General features: G+C 72.3%; 27 protein-coding genes, 2 tRNA genes and 1 pseudogene. 17 read left to right on the forward strand and 13 right to left on the reverse strand.

All coding sequences use genetic code 11. The features are described from left to right. On the reverse strand, window positions 1–718 hold a 718-nt coding region (locus tag DJ70_RS00410), incomplete at its 3' end, for a glycerate-2-kinase family protein (protein ID WP_143420881.1). Window positions 719–874: 156 nt separating this feature from the next. Between DJ70_RS00410 and DJ70_RS00415 the strand changes: the two genes are divergently transcribed. Beyond that, window positions 875–2,536 carry a molybdopterin-dependent oxidoreductase gene (locus DJ70_RS00415; RefSeq protein ID WP_094529026.1) on the forward strand — a complete coding sequence of 554 codons (1,662 nt, stop codon included), beginning with the start codon at window positions 875–877 and terminating at the stop codon, window positions 2,534–2,536. Here the strand turns inward: DJ70_RS00415 and DJ70_RS00420 are convergent. Together DJ70_RS00420 and DJ70_RS00425 are read right to left on the reverse strand one after the other, a co-directional pair. Next, window positions 2,528–3,127: an endonuclease dU gene (locus tag DJ70_RS00420; RefSeq protein WP_094529028.1), complete on the reverse strand. Its 600-nt coding sequence runs from the start codon at window positions 3,125–3,127 to the stop codon at window positions 2,528–2,530. The two genes, DJ70_RS00415 and DJ70_RS00420, sit on opposite strands and share 9 nt — an antisense overlap. Before the next feature lie 24 nt (window positions 3,128–3,151). Beyond that, a complete protein-coding gene (locus DJ70_RS00425; RefSeq protein ID WP_066411739.1) occupies window positions 3,152–3,334 on the reverse strand; it encodes a DUF5786 family protein in 183 nt (60 codons plus the stop codon). A 183-nt stretch (window positions 3,335–3,517) separates the two neighbouring features. Between DJ70_RS00425 and DJ70_RS00430 the strand changes: the two genes are divergently transcribed. From DJ70_RS00430 to DJ70_RS00450, 5 genes are all read left to right on the forward strand, one after another. Further along, a complete protein-coding gene (locus DJ70_RS00430) occupies window positions 3,518–4,144 on the forward strand; it encodes an MBL fold metallo-hydrolase (RefSeq protein WP_094529031.1) in 627 nt (208 codons plus the stop codon). A gap of 90 nt (window positions 4,145–4,234) precedes the next feature. Next, the gene (locus DJ70_RS00435; RefSeq protein WP_094529034.1) at window positions 4,235–5,746 is read left to right on the forward strand and encodes a stage II sporulation protein M; all 1,512 of its coding nucleotides are present in this window, start codon (window positions 4,235–4,237) and stop codon (window positions 5,744–5,746) included. A gap of 70 nt (window positions 5,747–5,816) precedes the next feature. Beyond that, the gene (locus tag DJ70_RS00440; protein WP_094529037.1) at window positions 5,817–6,278 is read left to right on the forward strand and encodes an Hsp20/alpha crystallin family protein; all 462 of its coding nucleotides are present in this window, start codon (window positions 5,817–5,819) and stop codon (window positions 6,276–6,278) included. 110 nt (window positions 6,279–6,388) lie between these two features. After that, on the forward strand, window positions 6,389–6,829 hold the full coding sequence (locus DJ70_RS00445; RefSeq protein ID WP_094529040.1) for an Hsp20/alpha crystallin family protein: 441 nt from the start codon (window positions 6,389–6,391) through the stop codon (window positions 6,827–6,829). 485 nt (window positions 6,830–7,314) lie between these two features. After that, window positions 7,315–7,797 carry a DUF7382 domain-containing protein gene (locus DJ70_RS00450; protein ID WP_094529043.1) on the forward strand — a complete coding sequence of 161 codons (483 nt, stop codon included), beginning with the start codon at window positions 7,315–7,317 and terminating at the stop codon, window positions 7,795–7,797. 46 nt (window positions 7,798–7,843) lie between these two features. Here DJ70_RS00450 and DJ70_RS00455 read toward each other — a convergent pair whose 3' ends face one another. After that, entirely contained in the window at window positions 7,844–8,638 is a 795-nt protein-coding gene (locus DJ70_RS00455) for a protein-L-isoaspartate O-methyltransferase family protein (protein WP_094529046.1), read from the reverse strand. Between the two features lie 73 nt (window positions 8,639–8,711). Continuing rightward, on the reverse strand, window positions 8,712–9,392 hold the full coding sequence (pcm, locus tag DJ70_RS00460; RefSeq protein WP_094529049.1) for a protein-L-isoaspartate O-methyltransferase: 681 nt from the start codon (window positions 9,390–9,392) through the stop codon (window positions 8,712–8,714). A 634-nt stretch (window positions 9,393–10,026) separates the two neighbouring features. Between pcm and DJ70_RS00465 the strand changes: the two genes are divergently transcribed. From DJ70_RS00465 to DJ70_RS00480, 4 genes are read left to right on the forward strand one after another with little or no spacing between them, the layout of a single operon-like run. Continuing rightward, complete coding sequence (locus tag DJ70_RS00465; RefSeq protein ID WP_094529053.1) at window positions 10,027–11,148, forward strand: ATP-binding protein; 1,122 nt, start codon at window positions 10,027–10,029, stop codon at window positions 11,146–11,148. A gap of 40 nt (window positions 11,149–11,188) precedes the next feature. Then, a complete protein-coding gene (locus DJ70_RS00470; RefSeq protein WP_094529096.1) occupies window positions 11,189–11,536 on the forward strand; it encodes a fluoride efflux transporter FluC in 348 nt (115 codons plus the stop codon). Continuing rightward, window positions 11,533–11,892 carry a fluoride efflux transporter FluC gene (locus tag DJ70_RS00475; protein WP_094529056.1) on the forward strand — a complete coding sequence of 120 codons (360 nt, stop codon included), beginning with the start codon at window positions 11,533–11,535 and terminating at the stop codon, window positions 11,890–11,892. Before DJ70_RS00470 ends, DJ70_RS00475 begins: the two co-directional genes overlap by 4 nt. Before the next feature lie 51 nt (window positions 11,893–11,943). Next, window positions 11,944–12,270 carry a hypothetical protein gene (locus tag DJ70_RS00480; protein WP_179233913.1) on the forward strand — a complete coding sequence of 109 codons (327 nt, stop codon included), beginning with the start codon at window positions 11,944–11,946 and terminating at the stop codon, window positions 12,268–12,270. 19 nt (window positions 12,271–12,289) lie between these two features. Here the strand turns inward: DJ70_RS00480 and cca are convergent, their stop codons facing one another. Continuing rightward, window positions 12,290–13,693: a CCA tRNA nucleotidyltransferase gene (gene cca, locus DJ70_RS00485; RefSeq protein ID WP_094529059.1), complete on the reverse strand. Its 1,404-nt coding sequence runs from the start codon at window positions 13,691–13,693 to the stop codon at window positions 12,290–12,292. A 122-nt stretch (window positions 13,694–13,815) separates the two neighbouring features. Here cca and DJ70_RS00490 point away from each other — a divergent pair. From DJ70_RS00490 to DJ70_RS00500, 3 genes are all read left to right on the forward strand, one after another. After that, window positions 13,816–13,888 (forward strand) — tRNA-Asn (locus tag DJ70_RS00490). A gap of 176 nt (window positions 13,889–14,064) precedes the next feature. Then, a complete protein-coding gene (locus DJ70_RS00495) occupies window positions 14,065–14,430 on the forward strand; it encodes a group I intron-associated PD-(D/E)XK endonuclease (RefSeq protein ID WP_143420882.1) in 366 nt (121 codons plus the stop codon). Between the two features lie 28 nt (window positions 14,431–14,458). Beyond that, a tRNA-Ile gene (locus DJ70_RS00500) sits at window positions 14,459–14,533 on the forward strand. An 11-nt stretch (window positions 14,534–14,544) separates the two neighbouring features. Here the strand turns inward: DJ70_RS00500 and DJ70_RS00505 are convergent. Next, window positions 14,545–15,414: a TIGR01548 family HAD-type hydrolase gene (locus tag DJ70_RS00505; RefSeq protein ID WP_094529065.1), complete on the reverse strand. Its 870-nt coding sequence runs from the start codon at window positions 15,412–15,414 to the stop codon at window positions 14,545–14,547. A 113-nt stretch (window positions 15,415–15,527) separates the two neighbouring features. Then, the gene (locus tag DJ70_RS00510) at window positions 15,528–15,995 is read right to left on the reverse strand and encodes a UPF0146 family protein (RefSeq protein ID WP_094529068.1); all 468 of its coding nucleotides are present in this window, start codon (window positions 15,993–15,995) and stop codon (window positions 15,528–15,530) included. A 39-nt stretch (window positions 15,996–16,034) separates the two neighbouring features. Here DJ70_RS00510 and DJ70_RS00515 point away from each other — a divergent pair, with 39 nt between their 5' ends. From DJ70_RS00515 to DJ70_RS00530, 4 genes are all read left to right on the forward strand, one after another. Then, entirely contained in the window at window positions 16,035–16,556 is a 522-nt protein-coding gene (locus DJ70_RS00515) for an archaemetzincin family Zn-dependent metalloprotease (protein WP_094529071.1), read from the forward strand. 89 nt (window positions 16,557–16,645) lie between these two features. Continuing rightward, entirely contained in the window at window positions 16,646–16,945 is a 300-nt protein-coding gene (locus tag DJ70_RS00520) for a DUF6432 family protein (protein WP_094529074.1), read from the forward strand. Window positions 16,946–17,055: 110 nt separating this feature from the next. After that, window positions 17,056–18,207, forward strand: coding sequence for a CAF17-like 4Fe-4S cluster assembly/insertion protein YgfZ (ygfZ, locus tag DJ70_RS00525; protein WP_094529077.1), 1,152 nt, complete (start codon window positions 17,056–17,058; stop codon window positions 18,205–18,207). Between the two features lie 106 nt (window positions 18,208–18,313). Beyond that, complete coding sequence (locus DJ70_RS00530; protein WP_218827775.1) at window positions 18,314–18,697, forward strand: 6-pyruvoyl trahydropterin synthase family protein; 384 nt, start codon at window positions 18,314–18,316, stop codon at window positions 18,695–18,697. A gap of 51 nt (window positions 18,698–18,748) precedes the next feature. Here the strand turns inward: DJ70_RS00530 and DJ70_RS00535 are convergent, their stop codons facing one another. The 5 genes and pseudogenes from DJ70_RS00535 to DJ70_RS00555 form a co-directional block, all read right to left on the reverse strand. Next, a complete protein-coding gene (locus DJ70_RS00535; RefSeq protein WP_094529083.1) occupies window positions 18,749–19,756 on the reverse strand; it encodes a zinc-dependent alcohol dehydrogenase in 1,008 nt (335 codons plus the stop codon). Window positions 19,757–19,960: 204 nt separating this feature from the next. Continuing rightward, the gene (locus DJ70_RS00540; protein WP_094529086.1) at window positions 19,961–20,506 is read right to left on the reverse strand and encodes a hypothetical protein; all 546 of its coding nucleotides are present in this window, start codon (window positions 20,504–20,506) and stop codon (window positions 19,961–19,963) included. A gap of 71 nt (window positions 20,507–20,577) precedes the next feature. Further along, a complete protein-coding gene (locus DJ70_RS00545) occupies window positions 20,578–22,077 on the reverse strand; it encodes an ABC transporter ATP-binding protein (protein WP_094529089.1) in 1,500 nt (499 codons plus the stop codon). Beyond that, the gene (locus DJ70_RS00550) at window positions 22,070–23,176 is read right to left on the reverse strand and encodes an ABC transporter ATP-binding protein (RefSeq protein ID WP_094529092.1); all 1,107 of its coding nucleotides are present in this window, start codon (window positions 23,174–23,176) and stop codon (window positions 22,070–22,072) included. The genes DJ70_RS00545 and DJ70_RS00550 overlap by 8 nt, the downstream gene beginning before the upstream one ends. Beyond that, window positions 23,173–23,798, reverse strand: a pseudogene (locus tag DJ70_RS00555) (ABC transporter permease); the annotation flags it as partial. The pseudogene DJ70_RS00555 and the gene DJ70_RS00550, both read right to left, overlap by 4 nt.

Genomic DNA, 23,798 nt, shown 5'->3' on the forward strand with positions numbered 1-23,798 from the left:
CCTCGAGCGCGTCGTCGTACGTCGAGGGGTCGGGGACGGTCGGGCCGCTGCCGATCACGGCCGGGTCGTCGCCGACCACGTCGCTCACGGCGAGCGTGACGACCGTCGCGGGGGCTGCCGTCCGGGCGAGCAGCCCGCCCTTGACCGCCGAGCAGTGCTTCCTGACCGCGTTGATCTCGTCTATCGACGCGCCGCAGGCGAGCAGAGCGTCGGTGAGCTCGCGTAAGTCGTCGACGCCGAGCGGATCGGCCGGGGCGGCGAGGAGCGCGCTCGCGTGCTCGACGCCGCGCTCGGTCGGGAGCGGGTGGTCGCCGGGGAGCACGTCGAGCCGGCTGTCCGCCCCCGACTGCTCCGAGGACTCCGGAGGATCCGCGCCCGCCGGTCCGTCCCCGTCATCCGGCTCGTCCGTGATCACCGTCCCGCCGGCGAACCGGTCGCCGAGGGGATCGCCCAGTCGGTCTGCGAGCGCCGCCGCGACGCCGTCGGCCGCCTTGCCGGCCCCGACGATCCGGACCGTCCGGTACGCGTCGAGGTCGTACGCCGCCGTCTCGCCGTCGACCGCCGCGATCCGGAGGGTCCCGTCCGCCACGGAGACCGCGTCGGCGACGACGTTCGCCGGGAGCGCCGCCTCGATCCCCGCGGCGAGACAGTCGAGCGCGACGCCGTGGGCGGCGGTGCGTTCGATCCGGTCGCGGTCGCGAAAGGTGATATCGCTCACGACGGGGCCGTGGACCGCGGGGGACAAATACCCGCCCCCGACCCGACACGTTATATGCTAACAGCCCAACTGAGAGTAGATGCGCCGAACGCGACACGCGCACCGCGGAGCCGCGGTGGTCGAACCGTCCCGAACCGCCGGTGACGGGTGATCGCCATGGGTCCGAGCGCGTCCGACGACGGGAGCGACGCCGCGGGTCGAACGGAGCGGGGGGACGGCGACGGGAACGGGGACGATCCCGCCGCCGCGATCGACCGCGAGACGGTCCTCCGTCGGGCGCTGGGCGGGGGCGTCGTCGGCGCGGCGTGGGTCGCCGGGCTGTTCGCGGCCGCGCCCCTGGTCGGCGGGTTCGGGATCGAGCCCGTCGCCGAAGGGGTGATCGCGCGCTCGCCCGGCTGGCTGTCGACGATCGCGATCGACCTGCTCGGGTTCTACGCGACGCCGACGCTCGTCGCCGGCCTGGTCGCCGCCGTCGTCGTCGCGGCCGCGGGCGGCGGGGTCCTCCTCCCCGTCGCGGCCGATCGGGCGGGAGGACCGGCGGACGAGCGGACGGGGAACCGGTCGATCCCGAACGCCCTCCGAACGCGGACCGGCTCCGCGGTCGCGGCGGTCGCCGTCGCCGCGACGCTTCCGCTGTTTCTCGCCGTCGGCGCGGGGGTCTCCCTGGCGCTCGTCGTCGGCGTCGCCGTCGCCGTCGCGCCGCCCGCGCTCGTCGCCCGACGGGTCCGGGGAACCGACCGGCTGCGGGGGCGACGGGGGTTCCTCCGGCGCGTCGGCGGCCTCGCGGTCGCGGGGAGCGTCCCGCTCGCGGGACTCCGATACCTGTTCGGTCGGCTGGGCGGCCCGGAGGAGAGCGAGCGGGTCGCGGCGCCGCTCGAGCGGTCGGTGTCGCCGCCGAGCGGGGACCCCGCGTTCGACTTCGGGACGATGCCGCCCGCGGTCACGCCGCCGGCGGACCACTACGTCGTCGACGTGAACGTGAACCCGCCGGTGGTCGATCCCGAGTCGTGGAGCCTCGACGTCGACGGGGCGGTCGCGGAGCCGTACTCGCTCGCGTACGACGACCTGGTGGGCCACGAGGAGAGCCTCGAGCAGACGACGACGATGGTCTGTATCTCCAACGAGGTCGGCGGCGACCTGATCGGCACGGCCCACTGGACCGGGGTCCAGCTGTCCGACCTCGTCGCGGCCGCGGAGCCGGCCGAGGGCGCGGTCGACGTGGTCACGCACGCCGCCGACGGCTACAGCGAGGCGATCCCGATGGAGATCGTCGAGCGAGACGACGTCCTGATCGCCTACGGGATGGGCGACCGGACGCTGGAGACCGAACACGGGTTCCCGGCCAGACTGCTCGTCCCCGGCCGGTACGGGATGAAGATGACGAAGTGGATAGAGCGGATCGAGGTCTCGGGAGCCGACCACGAGGCGTACTGGGAGGAGCGCGGGTGGGACGAGGAGGCGGTCGCGAACACGATGTCGTACGTGCGGACCGGCGTCCGCGACGGCGACCGGGTCCTCGTCGGCGGGGTCGCGTTCGGCGGGCTGGAGACCGGCCTCGAGGAGCTGGCGGGCGTCGAGGTCAGCGTCGACGGCGGGGAGACGTGGAACGCGGGGGAGCTGGAGCCGCAGGTCGCCCCGCACGCGTGGCGGCGCTGGCGGTACGCGTTCGACGCGCCCGACCGGACCGAGTTCGACGTCGTCGTCCGCGCGGTCCGCCGCGACGGGACGGTCCAGACCGAGGAGCGGACGGGGCCGCGGCCGGGCGGGTCGACGGGGTGGCACCGGCGGACCGTCGAGGTCGCGTCGAACTCAGAGTGACGGGTCGTCCGGGACCGCCTCCCGGTGGGCGCCCGCCGCGATCGACGCGATCCGGAGCGGCTCGGGCCGGCGAAACCCCTCGCGGACGAGCGACCGCACGATCGCGGCGGCGCGGTCGTCGGCGAGGCCGACCGCGCGAACGAAGAGGGGCGACGCCGGGCCGTCGAGCGCAACCCGACGACGGGGCGGCAGCGACCGGTAGACGGCCAGTCGCTCCGCGAGGCCGTCGGCGTCGGCGTCGCCCGCACCGCCGCCGAGCGCCTCGCGAAGCGCGGGCTCGAGTCCGGGACTCGCCTCGTAGCTCACCGCGGAGACGGGACGGCCGACCGCCTCGTGGATCCGGCGTAGGTCGAGGAGGTTGAACCACGCCGGCGCGACCCCGGCGATACAGACGTGGCGAACGTCCTGGCGGTCGAGGTCGGCCACGAGGTCGACGACCGCGTCGGTGGCGTCGGTGCCGCCGACGGTACACGCGCCGTAGGCCAACCCGTCAAGGGTGGCGTCGGCTCTGAGGACCGCGCCGGCGATCCGGCTCACGCGGTCCCCGTCGGAGAAGGCGACGCCGAGGGTTCGGCTCGGCGGCTCACTCACGGGTCCGAGAACGCCTCGCCGTCGTCACGTGCCCTCGGACTTGATCTCCTGGAGCCGGTCGAGCAGCTCGTCGTTCGACGCGCCGGGCTCGTACTCGACGGACCCGTCGTGGGTCTCCTGGGCGGCTCGGACGCCGTCGTCGTCGTCGAAGTCCGCATCCAGGTCCTGGTTCTCCTGTTCGGATTCGTCGTAGCTCCCGAAGCCCATGTGTACCGGAAAGTAATGGACCGTAGCCTATAAATCCCGTGGCGGATCAGTGGAAGGGTCGTCCCCGCGTCGACTCCGCACCGGCGTCGCCAAACGCGGCGTCGAGGCGGGCCGTCGACGCCGCACACGTTTCGTCCGGCGAGGCCGCACACGTTTTTGTCCGGCGGGACGGGTAGTACGGACATGGAGCCGATCACCGTCACCGCCGACGCCGAGGCGTTCACCTGTAACGCGTACCTGGTCCCCGGCGAGGCGACCACCCTCGTCGACGCCGGGACGATGCCGGGGGTCGCGGACGTCATCGCCGAGCACGTCGACGGGCTGGACCGCGTCGTCCTCACGCACCAACACCACGACCACGTCGGCGAGCTCGACGCGGTCCTCGACCGGTTCGAGCCCCGGTTGCTGGCGGCCGCCGACCACCCGCGCCGTGACGTGGCGATCCGCGACGGCGACGAGGTGCTCGTCGGGAGCGAGGCGTGTACGGTCGTGGAGACGCCCGGCCACGCGGACGACCACGTCTCGCTCGTCGGCGACGAGCGCGTCTACACCGGCGACGTCGTCGTCTACGACGACGGCGCGTTCGACGACGGCTCCTTCGGCCGGACCGACATGGCGGGCCAGTCGCGCGAGCGCCTGATCGAGAGCCTCCACGCGCTGCTCGACGCGCTCCCTGAGACCGTCGAGGCGATGTATCCCGGCCACGGCGGCGTCTACCGCGCGAGCGAGGGATCGGACACCGTCCGGGAGGTGATCGAACGCGCGACGGAGCGGGCCGAGCGCCGCGAGCCGAAGTACCCCGACGAGTGATCCGTCAGGGCTCGTCCGTCGGGTTCCGCCGGAGTTCCCGGCTCCCCGACGACACGCGTTCTTAAGTGTCACACGGCCGAATCGGGTGACATGGACCTGTCGACGGCCGTCACGGCCACCGTTTCGACCCTCCGACGGCGACCGGCGGACCTGCTCCCGTTCTACTTCCTCGGGACGGCCGTCCCCGTGATCGCCCGCACCGTTCTCCTCCTCGCGCTCGCGGGCGCGTACCTCCACGCCGACCTCACCGGACGGCTGGACGCCGTCGGCGATACGCTCGCGGGAGCCGACCTGACGCCGCCGGACGTGGAGAACCCGGAGGCGGTCCAGCGGTGGGCCGAGGGGCTGGCGCCCGCGCTCGAGCCGCTCGTCTCGCCGACGGCGGTCGCGCTCGTCGGGGTCGGAAGCGTCGTCGCCGTCCTCCTCGCGGGCCTCGCGTACGCGGCGGTCTCGGCCGGGCAGATGAGCGCCGTGATCGCCAGACTGCGAGGGGAACGAGGACTGACCGCGGGGATCGCCGGCGTCCGGCGCCGCTGGCTCACGTTCCTCGGGCTCTATCTCGCGGAGGTCCTGCTGTGGATCGGGATTGTCCTGCTCGCGAGCGTCGCCGTGGGCGTCGCGTCGCTCGCCGGCGGGCCGTTGGTCGGCGCGCTCGTCGGGCTCGTCGCGTTCGTCGTCGTCGGGATCGCGCTGCTGCTCGTCCGGATCGTCTTCGCGTTCGCCCCGGCGGCGATCGTCGTCGACGACGCGGGCGTGATCGAGGCGGTCGAGGGGGCGGGCGGGTTCGTCCGCGCGAACCCGGTCGACGCCATCGCCTACCTCGTCGTCGCCGTCGGCGTCGTCGTCGCGATCTCCTCTGTCGCGTCCGCGCTGGCGTTCCTCGGCGGCGGCGCGGTCGTCGCGCTCGCCAGCGCGGTCGTCGCCGCGCCGGCACTGGACCTCCTCAAGACCGTCCTCTACGGCGACCATCGCGGCGCGGTCGCCCCCGTCGACCCGCCGGAGGCGGGCGTCCGCGCGCAGGTCACCGGCGGCGTCCGCCGCGGCGTCGGCGAGACGCTCGCGTTCGTCCGACTGACGCCCGGCACCCAGCTTTTCGTCGCCGCCGTCGGCGTCGCGGGCGGCGTCGCGGGCTGGACGCTGGCCGAGCCGGTCGTCGGGATCGTCCCCACCTCGATCGAGGCGCGGCTCGCGGGGCACCTCCCGCCGGCCGCGGCCCTCGAGTTCTTCGGGAACAACTGGACGGTGACGATCGCCACGGCGTTCGGCGGCGTCGCGCTCGTCCTGCCCGCGCTCTCGTCGATCGCGTTCAACGGGGTCGCGCTCGGCGCGGTCGCCGCGCTGGAGGAGAACCTCCCGGCGCTCGTCGCGTTCGTGATCCCGCACGGGCTCCTCGAGATCCCGGCGATCGTCGTCTCGGGCGCGCTCGGGGTCCGGCTGGGCGTCGTCGCCTGGCGGGCGTTCCGGGGACGGCTGAGCCGCGTCGGGTTCGCGGACGCGGTCGAGAACGCGTTCTGGGTGACCGTCGGGATCGGCGCGGTCCTCGCGGTCGCCGCGCTCATCGAGGGGTTCGTCAGCCCGTACTACTGGCGGCCGTTCCTCTAGCGGCGAACGACGGGGGCGACGACCCCGGCGCCCACACGTTCAAGTCGATCCGGAGCGAATCCTGACCCGTATGACCCGACGCGATCCCCTCCAGGACATCGAGGAGCTGTTCGAGCGCATGGACCGCGAACTCGAGAAGCTCGGCACGGGTCTCGACGTGCCGACCGACTCGAGCGTCGCCGTCGACGTGATCGACGGCGACGAGGAGATCACCGTGCTCGCCGACCTGCCGGGGTTCGACGACGAGGCGATCAGCGTGGAACTGAGAGACGAGACGCTTACCGTGGGAGCGACGCCGAGCGGCGAGGCCGACGCGACCGACGCGAACGCGGGCGACGTAAGCGACGCGGACGACGGAGAGCGCTACCACCTCCGCGAGCGGCGTCGCGGGTCGGTCTCCCGGCGGATCCCGTTGCCCGCGGCGGTCGAGCCGGACGCGGCGAGCGCGACGTACGACGCCGGCGTGTTGACGGTCACGCTGCCGAAGCGGTCCGCCGCCGACGAGAGCGGCCACCGGATCGACGTCAACTGATCACGGTATCTCGACCCGCCTCGGCCGGGATCGCCACGTGACACGGCGGCAGTTAGCAATCGTCCACCTCTATTTAATATCTCAGCGAGCCTCCCCAACGGCGAACAGTCATGAACGGATCCAACCCCTTCGAGGAGATAGAGCAGTTCTTCGGACGAAGCCCCTTCGGCGAGGGGTTGACGGGTCGCCGCGGCCTCCGGACCGCCGACGTCGACGTGGCGGAGTACGACGACGAACTCGTCGTGATGGCGGACCTGCCCGGATACGACCGCGAGCACATCGACGTCCGCGTCGACGACGACCGGCTCACGATCCGCGCCGAGCGCGACGCGGAGCACGAAGCGGCGGACGGCGAGATCGGCGACGGAAGCGACGGACGCCGGTACCTCCGTCGCGAGCGGCGTCACGAGTCGGTGACCCGGACGATCGACCTCCCGGCCGGCGTGGACCCGGAGGGCGCGGAGGCGACGTACCGGAACGGCGTCCTCACCGTCACCCTGTCCAACGGGCGGGACGACCGCGAGGACGGTCACCGGATCGACGTCGAATAGCGACCCGTCCGCGAACGAGAGAACGGAACCGCGTCCGGCCCTCGTCGGACGATCCGGCGATCGATCAGCACAGAAAGAGTAAACGATCGCCGGAGCGGTGGCACGCCTCCGAGCGCCCGACGGGCGTGAGGAGCCCGCGAGGTCGCCGACGGCGGAGCCGCCGGCTGCCAGAGGCGCGGAGCGCCTCGCTGTCGTGACGGCGAACTCCGCCGACGTACGCATACAGGGAGCGAACGAAGCGCGCAGTGAGGCGCAGGAGTCCTCCGCGGCTGGGACTTTGGAGGTCCTCTCCGCGGTCGTGATCACCGCACCAGCAACGATCCCGTTCTCCCCAGCCCGATCACTCACGAACCACCGGTTCCACGAGCACTCGAAATATGGCGACTGTTTTCAGCTCAGCACATGCCCGGCCGATCGGATCTCAACGGAGCCGCCCTCCAGATCCCGGCCGCCCGCTTATATGCTAAGCCGCGGCCACCGGTCGTATGCTCGACTCGAAGTCGGACGCGACGGACTCGAATCCCGGTCTCGGATCGTTTCTCGACGACCGCCGCGCGATCGAGGGATTGCCGGTCAGACTGGTGATCGCCCTCGTCGTCGGCGTCGCGAGCCTCAGCGTGATGATGGGGATGATAGGGGACATCGACGGCCTCGCCTCCACCGAGGTCGACGCGCAGCCGCAACCGGAGGTGACGACGCCGGGGTCACAGACGCTCGACGTCGCGGTCGTCGACCCCGACGGAAACCGCGTTTCGGACGCGACGGTGATCGTCCGGGGCGGGTCCGCCCGGATCGACGGACTCGCGACCGCGAAGTCCGGTCCGGACGGGGTTGCCAGCGTCGACGTGTCCCCGCGGCTGGGCGCGAACCAGCTCGACGGGACGCTCTCGATAGACGTCAAACCGCCCGCAGGAAGCGACTTCGTCGACGAACGCGGGAACACCGAGGTGCTCGTCGTCGCGGAGTAAGGCCGATCGCGCGGCCCGACTCCGTCGCTCTCGGGGTCGCCGCCGGTCAGATCCGCTCGTCCCAGTCGATCCACTCCTGCTCCCAGCCGGTTCTCGCGAAGTACCCCTGCTCTGCGAACTCGGCGTCCTCGCGGCGCGTCCGGTTCCGCTCGACGCCGGCCTGTTCGCCGTCGACGAGCATCGGGCGGAGCCGCGCGGGACCCGCCTCCTCGACGGTTCGGAAGCCGTCGGGCGCGGGCTCGTCGTTCTCGACTCGGTCGACGCGATCGGTCGGCTCGACGCCGTCAGCCGGCTCGATCGCGACGATCGTCTGATCGCCGGCCCCGCGCGGGTACACGATACGACCCTCCTCGTCGAGCTGGTCGCGGAGCGCCCGCGGCGGCGTCACGACCGCGGTCTCGACGAGGATTCTGTCGTACGGCGCGTACTCCGGGAGCCCCCCCGCGCCGTCGCGGCGGTCGACGAGGACGGCGCCGTAGCCGGCGTCGGCGAGGTTCGAGCGGGCGAGGTGAACGGCGCGTCGGTCGATGTCGATCGCGTGGACGTGACGCGATCCGACGATCTCGGCGAGCGCGGCGCTCGTGTAGCCGATCCCGGCGCCGACGACGAGCACGTCGTCCCCCTCCTCGGCGTCCAGCGCCGTCAGCATTCGTGCGACGGTCGCCGGCGCGAGCGCCCGCGTTCCGGCCTCCTCGCTCGCGTCGTTCGCGTACGGCGCGTCGTCCACGAACGCCTCGCGGGGGACCGTCTGGAGCGCCGACAGCACCGACGCGCCGAGAGGCTCGCCGAGCTGGTGTTCGAGCCCCTCGATCATGTCCGTCCGGAGGGCCGCTTCGTCCATGCTCGTTCTCGGCGGTCCGTGGTCTAAAACCGCACGCTCCGCGCGGGGTGGCGTGACGGACGGACCCCCCGAGTCATCGCATCGGGACGAACCGCACCCCGCCGTGGTCCTCGCGGTCGACGCCGCCGTCGCGGACGGTCAGCCGGACGAGCCGCTGACTCGCGCCGGATCGGCCACCGGTGACGCTCCCGAGGAGACCGCCCCCGTCGTCGTTCGACTCCACGGGCGCGACGACGTGGCCCCCGATCCGCGTCCGCTCGACGATCTCGTCGGGAACGTCACCCGGAGCGGCACAGGTGAGGTAGGCGGCGTCGAAGGGGGCACACTCCGCGAACGCGGTCCGTCCGTCCCCGGCTCGCACGGTCACGTCGTAGCCCAATCGGTCCAGCCGGTCGCGGGCGGCGTCGGCGAGTTCCGGGACGTACTCGACGCTGTAGACGTTTCCGGACCCCACGATCTCGGCGACGACCGCGGCGTGATACCCACAGCCCGTGCCGACCTCGAACACGCGGTCCCCCGAGGAGACCTCGAGGAGGTCGACCATGACCGCCACCATGTGCGGCGCGCTTATCGTTTGGCCGTGGCCGATCGGCAGCGGTCGGTCCGCGTACGCGTGCGTTCGGTCCTCCTCCGGAACGAACTCGTGGCGGGGGACGGCGGCGACCGCCGACAGCGTCCGGTCGCTCGCGTCGGTCCGCCGCCGGAGGTGCTCGACGAGTCGTCGGCGCTCCGCGGCGTGATCGACGTCGCCCATGCGACGGCGTACCATCTCTGCCGTTGAGAACCTATCGGCGCGACGCGGGAGTTCGATCGAACCGTTTCGGAGCGGTCCGGTCCCGTTCGCCGTTCGACGAGGGCGTGATCCGGTGCGTCGAGCGAGCTAATAGAACGGGTGTTACGGGTGGTCTTACTCTGATAGAAACGCGATCGTTGCTGGCGCGGTGAACACCGCCAGAGCCCCAGTCGCGAGGACTCGCGCGCCTTGTTGTGCGCCTCACTCGGTCGCTCACTACATTCGCTCCCTCGTTGCGGTGCTTACTGCGGCGTGCTTCGCCCTCGCGACTGCCCCTTTGAGTCCCACCCGACCGCAACTGCCCCGCACCTCATGCCTCCCCAACCTCGCCGCTCGCTCCGCTCGCGGCGTCCAGCGAGAATCAAAGATTCTCTGGCAGCCGGCGGCGGAGCCGCCGGCGACCTCGCGGACGGTTCGCGGTCGCCTACGGCGACCACTCACCGGCGCGCCACCGCTCCGGCGATCGCTCACTCCTTCGTCTGTACTGGCCGGTCAAAGCGTATCGTCTACGGAGGAGTTCGACGGATCCGGATTGGCGGTTCGTCGACCGCGTCGCGGCACGACGGTTTTTGTTCCATACCGCACCATCTCGCGCATGAACGTTCTCGGACGGAACGACGGCGGGGACGGGGCGGACGAGGGGGGGAAGCCATCGCCGGCGACCGTCCGCCTCGGCTCCTTTCTGGCGCGGGACGGCAGCGACGGGGCGGCCGTCGGGGTCGACGCCGACTCCCCGCACGCGGCGGTGGTCCTCGGGAAACGCGGCACCGGGAAGTCGTACACGCTCGGCGTCATCGCGGAGGGCCTCGCGGACGCGGCCGGGGTGGCCCCGGTCGTCGTCGACCCGATGGGCGTCTTCGACGGGCTGATCGAGGCCGGCGGACGGGTCGTCGCTCCCGTCATCCGACCGGCCGAGGTTCCCGCCTCGGTCTGGCCCGATCTCGTGGGGCTCGACCCCGCGGGCGGCCCCGGAAGCCTGCTGTGGCGGGTCGTCGCCGACGCGGTCGGGACGGCGAGGACCGACGGCGACTCGCCGTCGATCGACGCGCTCCGGTGGGCCGTCTCGGAGACCGACGCCCCCGACCGGACGCGCCGGGCGGTCCGGAACCACCTCCGACTCGCGGCGTCCTGGGGCGTCTTCGATGCGACGGCCCCGCCGGTCGCGTCCCTCGTCGCGAGCGGCGATCCGACCGTGATCGACCTGTCGGGGGTTCCCGAGGCCGCCGCCGGGGCGGTCGTCCGCGCGGTCGCCCGCGGCCTGTACGACGCGCGGGTGAACGGGACCGTCGACCGGCTTCCCTGGCTGCTCGTCGACGAGGCACACGCCTTCTTCGACGGCGTCGCCGACCCGGCGCTCCGGACGCTCCTGACGCGCGGCCGCGCGCCGGGCGTGTCGCTCGTCTGTGCGACCCAGCGTCCGAGCGCGCTGCCGCCCGTCGCCGTCTCACAGTCCGACCTCCTCGTCGCACACCGGCTCACGGCCGGGCCCGACGTCGACGCGCTGGCGACGGCGGAGGCGACGTACCTCGCCGGCGACCTCGCCGCCCGACTGCCGACCGGGACCGGCGAGGCGCTCGTCGTCGACGACGCGAGCGAGACGGCCCACACGGTCCGGGTTCGGGAGCGACGAACGCCGCACGGCGGCGGGGATCCACGCGCCCGCGACACGGAGGCGGCGCGGCTCGGCCGGGGCGCGCGGCTCGGTCGCGGCGGGTGAACATCACAACGCCCAACCCGACCCGGCCGGAGTGACGGTCATGGAACGAACGACGTCGGGTGCCGGCTTCGTCGCGCTCGGCGGCTTCGTCGGCGCGCTGGCACGGTACGGCGTCGACGTCGCCGTCGGCGACGCGACCGGCGTCGGCACGCTCGTCGTGAACGTCGTCGGGTCGTTCGCCCTCGGGCTTCTCGTGACGCGAGCGGTCGGCCCGCGGACGCGCCTCCTCGTCGGAACCGGCGTGATCTCCTCGTTCACCACGTACAGCACGTTCGCGACCGACGCGATCGCGCTCGGGACGGTCGCGGGAACGCTCTACGTCGCCGCCAGTTACGGGCTCGGGTTCGGGGCCGCGGCGGCGGGACTGGCCGTCGGGAGGGGATCGTGACGGCGGTTCCGCTCGTCGGAGCGCTCGCGGTCGGCCTCGGAGGGGCTGCGGGGGCGACCTGTCGCCACCTCGTCGGACTCGCCGTCCCCGGTCGGCGATCGCTCGTCGCCGTCAACGTCCTCGGGAGCCTCGCGCTCGGCGTCGTCCTCGCCGCACCTCTCGGCTCCGCGATCGGAACGGGACTCGGCGTCGGCTTCTGTGGCGCGTTCACGACGTTCTCGTCGTTCGCGATTGAGACGGTCACCGCCGCCGAGAGCGAGGGGCGGGACGTCGCCGTCGGCTTCGCCCTCGGCGTCCTGCTCGCGGCGATCGCCGCGGCCCTCCTCGGGGCCGCGATCGTGCGTGCGGCAACGTGACCGGGAGAGCGGAGCGACAGGTACAGGGCGGACGGGACCGTACGACACGGCGTGAACGACGACGCCGACGCATCGACGGCAGCCCCGAGCGAGGACGCCGGATCCGGCGTCTCCGATCCGAGCGAGACGGACGCTCCGAGCGACGTCGCCGACGTGGAGTTCGCGGACCTGTCGCTGCCACAGCGGGTGTTCGTCGCGGCCGTCCAGAACCCGACCCGCGGCGTCGTGGTCGCGGTGCTTCTCGCGTTCGGGTTCTCGTTTTACATCGCGCTCTGGATGGCGTTTCCCCGCGTCGCCGCCCTGTTCTCGGTGGTCGGCGGCGTCGTCGCCCTCGTCCTGGTCGGAGTGTACTACCTGTTCGGCCGCACCCTCGACTGATCGGGCCGGCGCCGCGGCCTCACGGATGCGGCTCGTAGAACTCCCGGAGGTCCCGTCCGAACCGGTCGGCGAGCGTCGCCACGCCGTCGCCGACGAGCACGTCGCGCTCCGTGAACGCCGGCTCGATCTGCGCGCCGAGCGCGATGTCGCCGGCGGCGTCGCTCTCGAGGTACCCGCGGACCGTGGTGAACTCGCGCTCGCGCTCGACGACGTATCGGTCGCCGTCGATGAACGGGCCGTACGTGTCGGGGTCGACGTCGTCCGCGTACGACTCGTAGAACCGGTCCGCGTGTTTCCGCACGGCGACCGGCGGCCCCTCGTGTCGCTCGACCGCCGGCCGGGTCGCCGTCTCGACTTCGACGTAGAGGGCGGCCCGGTCGCCGCCGATCGGGTCGGCGCCGTTCCCGCCGCGCCCGCCGCGAGCGTCCCCGACCATCGCCCGAGCGCGCAGCGCGTCGAAGCCGTGCTCGTTCAGGCCGCGAACGACGCCGTCGAGCGACCGGCGCAGCTGGGGCCACAGCTGGTCGTCGACGACGTCCGGGGCGTCGAAGACGACGGCGACCGGGGTCGTCTCGCGTCTGTCGAGGTGGTCGCGGACCTCCCCGGCGTCGAGCGGCTCGGGGGCCCGCGGCTCGAACAGCTCCTCGCGCGGGGTCGAAAGCAGGTCCCGCGCGTAGTGTTGGAACCGCGCCAGGTTCGCCGCCGACAACACCGCCGCGACGTTGCGCGTCGGGTCGGTCGGGTCGACGACGACGAGCGGGTCCTCGAAGGTCCGCTCGGCGTGTCCCTCGGGGTCGAACTCCACCGGCGGATGCCAGCTCCGGGCGGACTCGACGAGCGGGACGAACCCGCCGAGTTCGGCGACGAGCAGCTCCGTGAGGTAGCCCGAGAACCCCTCGGTTCGGAGGTCGCTGCCGTACGCGCCGATCCCCTTGAGGAACGCCTTCGCGAGGACCACGTCGCCGGCGAGGTCGTCGTCGAGCCGCGCCGAGAGGTACGCGTCGTGGAAGGGCGTGCGGTCGACGGCGGATATCAGGTCGCCGGCCGCCGCGACGTCGTGACAGGGGACCAGGTCGACGTCGAAGCCGTCGAAGACGCCCTTCACGTAGGGGTGTTCGGCGTACTCCTCGTGGCCGTCAGGCAGAACCGCATGCCCCACGGCGAGCCCGTACTCCTCGAGCTCCTCGCGGTCGAGGTCGGCCGGGAACCGCACGAAGAGGTCGATGTCGCGGTCGCCGGAGACCCACGTCCCGCGCGCGGTCGAGCCCACCTGGACGACGTCGGCGTCGACCGGGAGCTCCGCGATCGCCGCCCGAGTCCGGTCCGTCAGCTCGGCGGCCGTCGTCCGCAGCCGCTCGCGTTCCTCCGCGTCCGGGAGGACGCGCTCGCGGACGCGCGACAGCACCACGTCGAGATCGACCATACGCGGGCTTCTCGCGGTCCGGCCGAAAGCGTGTCGGTCGAACGGGGGACGACGGGGAGCCGCCGAACCGGGTCGGGCGGAAACGAAAGCCCTATCAAAACTACGCGAGTACCTGGAATCGAGCCGAAGTAGCTCAGTTGGTAGAGCGCCTCGCTGTTAACGAGGCGGTCCCAGGTTCGAGTCCTGGCTTCGGCGCCTTCTACCACGGCGCGTCCGGTCGTAGGCGAACGTACGTTTCGGATCCCGACACAGCCTCCGTATGTCCGACCAGGAACGACGATACGCCTCGCTCGACGGTCCACAGGAACGCGGACAGGCCACGGAAGCCCTCATCAAGGCAGATACTGGTGACCCGCGGAGTGTCGCCCCTCGTGCCCGAGTACGACAACGAACCGTACGACCTCGCGACCGAGATCGACGGCGCGTTCCACCGTGTCCAGGCGAAAACGGCGTTCGAAGCGACCACGAACGGGGCGGTACGGTTTCGGACCCGAAGCGTCCGAACGAAGCGTTCCGGATACGAACGGGAGGGATACGAAGGGAAGGTCGATCTCTTCGCGGCGTACGCGCCGACCCGTGAGAAGGTCTACCTGATCCCGATCGAGGACGTCGGAGGAACCCGAATGACGATCCGGTACGCACCGGCCGGAAACGGGAACACGAAGCGCATCAACCGACACGAGGACTACCGCCTCGATACGGTCCGCTCCGCGATCGGCGAGAACCCGGTAGGCTAAAGGGCGAACAAGAGCTACCCGTCGACCAGGGCCTTTAGCTTAGTCCGGTTAAAGCGACTCGCTCATAACGAGTTGATCGCCGGTTCGAATCCGGCAAGGCCCACTCTCGCGGTGTTACTCTAGCAGATCCGTCAGGCCGTTCACGTCGTCGAGAACGACGTCGGCTCCCGCCTCGCTGAACGCCCGCGTTCCCGCCTCGCCGGTCAGGCCGCCGGTCAGGACGCCGACGGCGTAGTAGACGCGGGCGGCGTCCTCGCGGTCGGCGTTCCGTGCCGTTCGCACGTCGTCGAGGGTGTCGCCCGCGAACGCGACCCGTTCGGCGTCGAACCGATCGGCGAGTTCGACGAGCGCCCGCGGGTGCGGCTTTCCCTCCTCCCAGTCGTCCATGGTGAACCGCCTCTCCGCGGGGACGTCGAGGCCGACGCGATCGAGGGCGATCTCGGCCTCGGCGGCGGGCCGTCCCGTCAGCACGCCGACGTCGAAGCGGTCGGTCAGGTCGGCGATCGTCGCCGGATCGACGAGCGTCGGCTCGTCGTGGATGTACCCCGTCGTCGACACGGGCGGGTCGCCGCCCTCGAGCTCGCGGTACAGCTCCTCGCCGAGGTACAGCGCCTGGAACACGGCGTGGAGGCGGTCCGTGTTCCACTGGTCGCGGACCCGCGCCTGTGCGACGTCGGGGAGGTCGGAGACGACGCGTTTGGCCGCCTCGAGGCCCCCGCCGTCCTCGTCGGCCGCGATGCGGTCGGTGAACGCCTCGACGTCCATTCGGAGCCCCTCGCGGCGGGCCAACACGAAGAGGGCGGCCGCGTACGTCAGCTGCCAGTCGTTGTTGAAGCCGCCGGCGTCCTTGAACGACTGGACCGCCGCGCGGTCGATCGTCTTGCCGCAGACGCGGTCGATCGACTCGATGATCGCTCGACGATAGGAGTCCGCGACGTCGACCAACACCCCATCGATATCGAGCACGACGGCGTCGACCTGCATACCGGTAGGCCGGCAGGGGGCAAAATGAACGTTCGGGTTCCCGCGGTTCGCTCCGCGAGCGTCGATCGGTGGTTCCCGGAGGCCGACGCCCGGTCCGTCGGGGCGCCGCGGGCTCACGGAGCGCGCGTCGTGTCGGTGCGGGCGACGTACAGCGTCGTGTCCGGGAGCGACCGCCGGCGGACGGGGACGACCGGCTCCTCGAATCCGAGCGTGGTGAACAGACAGGCGGCCTCGAGCCGCGTCGCCAGGTCGACGGTGGGGCGTTGAAGCTCCGCCGGAAGCCGGCGGGCGTACACCGCGTCGATTCCGGTTCCGGGGCCGCGTCCCACACCGAGCGCCGACGCCGGGTCGGTCGCGTCCGCGAGCGCGACCACGTCGCCGTGGCGGACGCGGAGCGAGCCGGCGTCGGCGGTCCGGTCGACGCCGTGCTCGCCGTCGACCGCGACGTCGACCGCGACGACGTCGTGGCCGCGGGCGACGAGGTCCCTCGCGACGCCGAGGCGGTCGCCGCAGCCGATCTCGAGGAGGCGGTCGAACCGGTCGAGTGCGGCCACGAGCGCGCGACGTGAGGGGGATGCCACGGCGGGGGGTTTATGACCGCGGCGGTCAAAAGCCGTTCCATGCTCGTGGACATCGTGCCCGTCGGGGAGGTTTCCCCGCGAGTGAAGCGGGAGGCCTCCGCCGTGCTCCGGTCGGTATACGACTGTGACGTGACGGTCCACGACGACCAGACGGTTCCGGAGACCGCCTACGACGACGGCCGGGGACAGTACCGCGCGGAGGACCTCATCGAGGTCGTGGGTCGCGTCGGCGGCGGCGAGAAGAACATCGGCATCACCCCGCAGGACCTCTACTACCGCCGGCGGAACTACGTGTTCGGGCTGGCGTACCTCAACGGGAGCGGCTCCGTCATCTCGACGCACCGGCTCCGGACCTCCTCCGACGGCGGCGTGTCGACGAAGCCCGCGATCGACGTGTTCGCCGACCGCGTCCGCAAGGAGGTCGTCCACGAGATCGGCCACACCCTCGGGCTGGAACACTGCGACAACAGCAAGTGCGTGATGTCCTTTTCGCCCACGGTTCGGGAGGTCGACGTGAAAGAGGAGAACCTCTGTGGGACCTGTTCGCGGCTCGTCCGGTGACCGGCTCCCGGCCCGTTCGGTGATCGTCTCGGGGGCGATCGCGGTCGCCCGCCGGTAGAAGTAAACCCCGTCCGGTCCATGATCCGGGCATGGCCGCAAAGTCCGAGTATCGCGACCGGCCGGAGGTCCAGGTCGCGCTGCTCGACGCGCTGGTCGACCGCGGCGACGAGGGAATGACGGTGTTGGAGCTTCGGGCGGCCGTCGATGCCGACATCGACGCGGTGGAGGACGCGCTCTCGACGCTGAAGGAGGACTCGCTCATCACCGTCGAGAGCGGCGAGCGCGTCCGCGTCTATCCGCACGAGCGGGTCGTGCCGGATCCCGATCCGGACGAGTCGACGCCGAGCGGCGGGCTCATCGAGACCATCAGAAAGCGGCTCGGGCTGTGATCGGAAGGCGGCTGGAGCCGTAAGCCGTCGACGACGCCGCCACGAACCCGCCCGTCCGACCCGGAGCCCGGAACCGCGACCTTTTGGCCGTGCCGCGACTCGATACGGCCATGACGCTCGTCTCCGACGCTCACGCCGATCACGGCGCGATCTACCGCGACCGGGGGGGCAGGGAGGTCGTCGACCACTACGGCAAGCCCGCTCGCGTCGGGAAGGCCGTCAGGAACGTCGTCGGCACGATAGAGATGGGGTACGGCGTGCTCGCGGTCACGGGCGACGACAGGGTCGAGTTCGTCGACAACGCCGTCAGCAACCGCGTCCCCGCCGAGGACGGTCGCGGCGTCTACGCGCTGCTCTGTGACCCCCAGGGCGGGATCGAGACGGACATGTACGTCTACAACGCGGCCGAGCGGCTGCTCGTCTTCGTCCCCCCCGAACGCGCCGAGCCCGTCCGCGAGGACTGGGCGGGGAAGGTGTTCATCCAGGACGTCGAGATCGAGGACGTCTCGACGGAGTTCGGCGTCTTCGGCGTCCACGGCCCCAAGTCGACCGAGAAGATCGCCTCGGTGCTGGGCGGGCCGGGCGCGCCGGAGGAGCCGCTGTCGTTCGTGCGCGGGTCGATGGTCGACGCGGGCGTCACCGTGATCGCGACCGACGCGCCGCTCGGCGAGGAGGGCTACGAGGTGGTGTGTGCGGCCGCGGACGCCCCCGACGTGTTCGACACCCTCGTCAACCGCGGGCTCAACGCCGCGCCGTTCGGCTACCGCACGTGGGACGCGCTCAGCCTCGAGGCGGGCACGCCGCTGTTCGAACACGAACTCGAGGGGACGATCCCGAACGTCCTCGGGATCCGCAACGCCCTCGACTTCGAGAAGGGGTGTTACGTCGGCCAGGAGGTGGTCTCCCGCGTCGAGAACCAGGGCCGACCCAGCCGGCGGCTCGTCGGACTCGCCCTCGACGGCCTCGTCGACGACCTCGCGGGCGTCGACGGCGACGCGGACCCCGACGGCGTCGCGGGGCGCCTCCCGGACCCCGGCGCGGCGGTTTTCGCCGGCGACGCGGCGGTCGGCGAGGTGACCCGCGCGGCCGTCGGACCCGCGCTCGAGGAGCCGATCGCCTTCGCGCTCGTCGACTTCGACGCGACCGGAGCGTCGGTCACCGTGCGCGTCGACGGGGCGGAGATCGATGCGACGCGGACCGCCCTCCCCTTCGTCGAGGGGAGCGCCCGATCCGGTCGGCTGCCGACGTACCCGAGCGACTGAGGCGGACGCGGCGCGGGACGCCGTCTCCGGCGGGCGGCGAAGCCGACGGCGCCGGGGCGGGAGTCGAGGGGGACACGCTTTTGATCGCTCGGTTCGAGGTGAGCCCGTGTACACGGTTCGCGTCTCCCGGCGGTTCATCGCCCAGCACTTCCTGACCGTGCCGGACCCCGGCCCCGAGGGCGAGCTCCACTCCCATCGGTTCGAGGTCGACGTCGCGGTGGCCGGTCCCGAGCTGAACGAGCACGACTACCTCGTCGACATCGACGAGCTCGCCGGGCGGGTCGACGAGCTCGTCGACGAGTACGCCGACGCGACGCTCAACGACCGCCCGCGCTTCGAGGGATACAACCCGAGCGTCGAGCGGTTCGCCCGCGTCTTCTGTGAGCGCCTGCTCGAGGGGATCGGGACCGACGGGATCGAGACGGCGACCGTCACGATGTGGGAGGACGAGGCCGCGGCCGCCAGCTACGAGACGGCGGTCGGGGAGTAGCCCGCTCGGGACTCGTCGCCGGCGCGGGGATCCGGAGCGTCCGCGCCCCGGTCAGTACGTCAACAGCACGCCGACCGCCTCGTCGGGGCGCTCCTCGAGGAGCTCGTAGGCGTCGCCGGCCGCCGCGAGCGGGATCCGGTGGGTGAGTATCGGGTCGAGATCGAGCCCCGCGAGCCGGTCCCAGGCGACCGACCGGCGGCGCTCGAGCGACCAACGGCCCCGGAGCGCCGGCTCGATCGTCGACACCTGGCTGCTCTCGATCGCGATCCGGTCGCGGTGGAAGCTCCGTCCCAGGTCGACCTCGGCGGGTTTCGTCCCGTACCACGAACCGACGACGACCCGCCCGTCGTACCCGGTGGCCGCGACGGCGTCGTCGAGCGCGTCGGGCGCGCCGCTCAGCTCGTAGGTGAGGTCGCGTCCCGGCGGGTCCCCCTCGCGGAGGCGGTCGACCGCGTCCGCGCCCGGCGGGAGGCTCAGGTCCGCGCCGAGCCGCTCCGAACGTTCCCGCCGGGCGGCACACGCCTCGACGGTGGCGAGCTCCGCGAGCGGCGACTCGGCGAGCAGCGCCGTCGTCGCGAGGCCGATCATCCCCTGGCCGAAGACGCCGACGCGCTCGCCGATCCGGGGGTTCCCGTCCATGAGGAAGTTGACCGCGGTCTCCACGGTCGGGAACAGCGCGGCCTGGGCGTCGCTGACCCCCTCGGGGACCGGCCGGAGCTCCTCCGGCGACGCCGTGAACGCGCTCGCGTGCGGCTCGAACGCGAACGCTCGACGGCCGAGCCAGTCGGGATCGACGTCCTCGCCGACCGCGTCGACCTCGCCGACCGCCGCGTAGCCGTACGACAGCGGGAACGAGAGGTCGCCGTCGAGCGACGCAAGCGCCGGGTCCGCCGGGAGATCGGTGGGGGCCTCCCCGCGGTAGACGAGCCGCTCCGTGCCGGAGCTGATCGCCGAGACGGTCGTCCGCACGCGGACCTCGTCGGGCTCGGGAACCGGCTCCGGGACGGACTCGACCTCGACCGTCCGCGGCGCGGTGAACCGGAGTCGACGCGCGCTCATCGACGGGAACGACCCCGCTGGTCGGATCCGGCTCGGTCGCCCGCCCGGCCTCGGGCTCGATCCGACCGCGCGAGCGAACGTGAGCGTGGGTGCATACGCTTCCCACGGGTGTGGGAACCCTAAACGTTGGCCGTGACGGCGACCGCGAGGTCGGCCGCGTCGATCGGGTGCCGACGCCGCCGCACCCACCCCGCGAACCGGAGGTCACTCCACGAGTCGGACCCTCGTCTCCGCGCGCAATCCGCTCGCGTCCGCGTCCGCGACGTTCGCCGCCGCCCCGATGACGTACTCGCCGGGGTCGGCCGGAACCCACTCCGAGTCGGTCACCCGAAACAGCCCGTCCCACCGCCTGCGGAAGCGCTTGCGCTCGCCGCGGTCGAACGCGAACCGTCCCGGCTCGTCGGGCGGGTCGCGGAGGGAAACGTCGGCGGCCGCGGCCTCGACGTCGCCGTCGACGCTCCAGGTCCACGGCAGCGGCGACGCGGTCACGATCGACACCGGGAACGGGACCCGATTGCGGAAGGTGACGACGAACGGGACCGGCTCGCCGACCGCGAACTCCCGCCGCGGCGTCTCGACGTCGACGGAGACGAACCGGCGGCGCAGCCCGCGGGGGACGAGACGGTCGCTGAGCGCCGTCGCGGGGACCGAGCGCAGCGCCTGGATCGCACCCTCGTCGTCCCGTTCCGCCGACGCGTGCGGGTCGTCGTCGTCGCGCCGGAGCGCGTCCGACTCGTAGATCCGTCGCATCGGACGGGATTGGGCGCGGGGGACCTAAACGGATCCGCCGGGGACGGCGAAACGGGTCCGCCGGCGACGACCTACTCCGCCGATCCGGTCGGCTCCGATCCGGTCGGCTCCGCCCCGTCCGCGAACGTTCCGATCTCCTCGTCGAACCCGTCGTCGTACCGGAGACACGCGATCCCGTGGTCCGTGCCGACCTGGTACTCCGTCGGGTGGTGGCGCTCGCAGGGCGAGACGAACACGGCGTCGAGCAGTTCCGCGGCCTCCTCGATCCGATCGTCGTGGAGCGCGTCGATCGCGTCGCCGACGGCCGCCTCCGCGTCGGCGTCCGGGAGCGGCTCGGGGAGGCCGAACTCCTCGCGAACCAGCACGTCGAACGTTCCTCGAGGGACCTCGGTCGGATCGGCCGGCCCGGTCGAGTCGGCCGGGCTGGTGGAGTCGGTCGGATCGTCCGGACTGATCGAGTCGTCCGGGCTGGTGGGGTCGGTCGGACTGGTCGGATCGAGGGGATCGACGGCGTCGTCTCCGGCCGGCGATCCGCCTGCCTCTCCCGACGGGCTCACCGCCGTCAGGGACGCTACGCCGTCGGCCTCCATCGCCCGGAGTTTCAGGTCCGTCAGGGAGCGCCAGACCTCCCCGGGGAGGTCGTACTCGGCGGCCGGGACGAGCCGCGGACACCGGGTGTGGAACCGACAGCCTGAGGGGGGATCGACCGGTGACGGGACCGTCCCCTCGAGGCGGATCCCGTCGCCCTCCCACAGCGGGTCGGGCTCGGGGATCGCGGAGAGCAGCGCCTCGGTGTACGGGTGGTACGGCGGGTCGAACACCGCCTCGGTCGGCCCGCGCTCGACGAACTCGCCGAGGTACATCACGGCCACCCGGTCGGAGACGTGCTCGATCACGCGCAGGTCGTGGGCGATGACCACGTACGCGAGCCCGAACTCCGCCTGGAGGTCGGCGAGGAGGTTGAGGATCTGCGCCTGGACGCTGGCGTCGAGCGCGCTCACCGGCTCGTCACAGACGATCACCTCGGGGTCGACCGCGAGCGCGCGGGCGATCCCGAGCCGCTGGCGCTGCCCGCCGGAGAACTCGTGGGGATACCGGGCGGCGTGACTCGGCTTCAACCCGACCGTCTCCAACAGCTCGCGGACCCGCGCGTCGCGTTCCGCGCCGGTCGCGAGCCCGTGGACGTCGAGCGGCTCGCCGACGACGTCGCCGGCGGTGAGGCGGGGATCCAGACTCGAGAGCGGGTCCTGGAACACGTACTGGAGGTCCTTCCGGCGGTCGCGGAGCGCGGCGCTCGACAGCGCCGTCAGGTCCTCGCCGCGGTGATACACGGAGCCGGCCGTCGGCTCGACCAGCCGGAGCACGCTCCGGGCGAGCGTCGTCTTCCCGCAGCCGGACTCGCCGACGACGCCGAGCGTCTCGCCCTCTCGAAGCTCGAAGTCCACGCCGTCGACCGCCCGCACCCGCCGCGACCGCCCGAGCAGCCGGTCGAGGAAGCCGTCGGTCGCGTCGTAGTGCGTCTCCACCCCCTCGACGCGGAGGACCGGCTCGCCGGCGTCGCCGTCACGCATCGGGATCACCCTCGCGTCCGGCGTCCCTCCCCGCCTCCGCGTCCGGGCCGCCGCGCTTCCTCCCCCTCTCGCCGTCGACCTCCACCGAGTAGTCCAGCCCGCCCGAGAGCCCCTCCGTGTACTCGAGGCAGGCGGCCGCGCGGTCGTCATCGAACGTCGCCGCCTCGCCGGTCTCCGGGTCGACGAGCGCGGGGTCCGTCCGGGCACACGCCTCCTCGGCGAAGGGACACCGCGGGTGGAACCGACAGCCCGAAGGGACCTCGATCAGGTCCGGCATCGTCCCCGGAACCGTCTCGAGCCGGTCGCGGTCGTCGCCGATCCGCGGGATCGCGCTCATCAGTCCCGCCGTGTACGGGTGTTTCGGGTCGTAGTACAGCTCCTCGATCGGGGCCGTCTCGACGGCCCGGCCCGCGTACATCACCATCGCCCGATCGCACGTGCCGGCGATCACGCCGAGGTCGTGGCTGACGAGCTGGACGGCGACGTCGAACTCGTCGGCCAGCTCGGCGAGCAGCTCCAGGATCCGTGCCTCGACGGTGACGTCGAGGGCGGTCGTCGGCTCGTCAGCGACGATCAGGTCCGGCTCGCACGACAGCGCCATCGCGATCGTCGCACGCTGGCACATGCCGCCGGAGAGTTCGTGGGGATACGCCGCGTACCGCGCCTCCGGGTCGGCGATCCCGACGCGGTCGAGCAGGCGTATCGCTCTCGCCTTCGCCGCCGCCGGCTCGTATCCCAGGTGGTGTTCGATCGTCTCGGCGATCTGCTCGCCGACGGTGTAGACGGGGTTCAACGCGGCGCGGGCGTCCTGAAAGACCACGCCGATCTCGTCGCCGCGGACCGACCGGAGCGCGAACTCGTCGATCGACAGGAGGTCCTCGCCCTTGAACCGGACCTCCCCGCGCTCGACGCGTCCGGGGTCGTCGATCAGGCCGAGCAGCGACAGCGCGGCGACGCTCTTTCCCGCCCCGCTCTCCCCGACCACGCCGAACGTCTCGCCGGCCTCGACCCGGTAGGAGAGCCCGTCGACGGCGGTGACGACGCCCTCCTCGGTGTAGAAGCGGACGGTCAGGTCCTCGACCTCGAGGAGGGCGGTCACGGCTCGTCACCCCGGCTCCCGCGGTCCGCCCCGGCGTCGCGCCGCTCCCCGTGGCCCCCGGCTCTCCCGCGAGCCGGTCCGACCGAGCGCGCGTCGAGCGCGTCGTTGATCCCGTCGCCGATCACGTTCATCGCCAGCACGAAGACGAAGATCGCCGCGCCGGGGTACACCGTCGCCCACCACGGGATCGCCCCGCCCGGCCCCCGGATCAGCGTCTCGCGCGTCGCGTCGAGCATCGTTCCCCACTCGGCGGTGCTCGGGTCCATCCCGAGGCCGAGGAAGCCGAGCGCGGCGACGCCGATCACGACGCTGCCGACGTTGAGCGACGCCAACACGACGAGCGACGACAGCGCGTTCGGCGCCACGTGTCTGCGGATGACGCCGCGGTCGCGCGCGCCGACCGCCCTCGCCGCCAGCACGTAGTCGCGTTCCGCGATCGACAACACCTCACCCCGGACGAGCCGGGCGTAGCCGGCCCACCCGAAGAGGCTGAACGCGAGCACCAGCTGCCAGTACCCCCCGCCGAGGGTGGGTGGCGACGACGACGAGCGCCAACACGAGGCCGGGGAACGCGAAGACCACGTCGACGACCCGCATCATGACCTCGTCGACCGCTCCGCCG

It is taken from the genome of Halorubrum halodurans (genome assembly GCF_002252985.1).
Taxonomy (GTDB): Archaea; Halobacteriota; Halobacteria; order Halobacteriales; family Haloferacaceae; genus Halorubrum; species Halorubrum halodurans.

Coding starts and splice junctions, on each gene's coding strand:
- DJ70_RS00450 (WP_094529043.1), top strand. CDS start 7,315: ATGCTCGACTCGAAGTCGGACGCGACGGACTCGAATCCCGGTCTCGGA.
- DJ70_RS00445 (WP_094529040.1), top strand. CDS start 6,389: ATGAACGGATCCAACCCCTTCGAGGAGATAGAGCAGTTCTTCGGACGA.
- DJ70_RS00520 (WP_094529074.1), top strand. CDS start 16,646: ATGGCCGCAAAGTCCGAGTATCGCGACCGGCCGGAGGTCCAGGTCGCG.
- DJ70_RS00435 (WP_094529034.1), top strand. CDS start 4,235: ATGGACCTGTCGACGGCCGTCACGGCCACCGTTTCGACCCTCCGACGG.
- DJ70_RS00465 (WP_094529053.1), top strand. CDS start 10,027: ATGAACGTTCTCGGACGGAACGACGGCGGGGACGGGGCGGACGAGGGG.
- DJ70_RS00425 (WP_066411739.1), bottom strand. CDS start 3,334: ATGGGCTTCGGGAGCTACGACGAATCCGAACAGGAGAACCAGGACCTG.
- DJ70_RS00545 (WP_094529089.1), bottom strand. CDS start 22,077: ATGCGTGACGGCGACGCCGGCGAGCCGGTCCTCCGCGTCGAGGGGGTG.
- DJ70_RS00540 (WP_094529086.1), bottom strand. CDS start 20,506: ATGCGACGGATCTACGAGTCGGACGCGCTCCGGCGCGACGACGACGAC.
- DJ70_RS00535 (WP_094529083.1), bottom strand. CDS start 19,756: ATGAGCGCGCGTCGACTCCGGTTCACCGCGCCGCGGACGGTCGAGGTC.
- pcm (WP_094529049.1), bottom strand. CDS start 9,392: ATGGGCGACGTCGATCACGCCGCGGAGCGCCGACGACTCGTCGAGCAC.
- DJ70_RS00455 (WP_094529046.1), bottom strand. CDS start 8,638: ATGGACGAAGCGGCCCTCCGGACGGACATGATCGAGGGGCTCGAACAC.
- DJ70_RS00440 (WP_094529037.1), top strand. CDS start 5,817: ATGACCCGACGCGATCCCCTCCAGGACATCGAGGAGCTGTTCGAGCGC.
- DJ70_RS00415 (WP_094529026.1), top strand. CDS start 875: ATGGGTCCGAGCGCGTCCGACGACGGGAGCGACGCCGCGGGTCGAACG.
- DJ70_RS00430 (WP_094529031.1), top strand. CDS start 3,518: ATGGAGCCGATCACCGTCACCGCCGACGCCGAGGCGTTCACCTGTAAC.
- DJ70_RS00515 (WP_094529071.1), top strand. CDS start 16,035: ATGCTCGTGGACATCGTGCCCGTCGGGGAGGTTTCCCCGCGAGTGAAG.
- DJ70_RS00505 (WP_094529065.1), bottom strand. CDS start 15,414: ATGCAGGTCGACGCCGTCGTGCTCGATATCGATGGGGTGTTGGTCGAC.
- DJ70_RS00470 (WP_094529096.1), top strand. CDS start 11,189: ATGGAACGAACGACGTCGGGTGCCGGCTTCGTCGCGCTCGGCGGCTTC.
- cca (WP_094529059.1), bottom strand. CDS start 13,693: ATGGTCGATCTCGACGTGGTGCTGTCGCGCGTCCGCGAGCGCGTCCTC.
- ygfZ (WP_094529077.1), top strand. CDS start 17,056: ATGACGCTCGTCTCCGACGCTCACGCCGATCACGGCGCGATCTACCGC.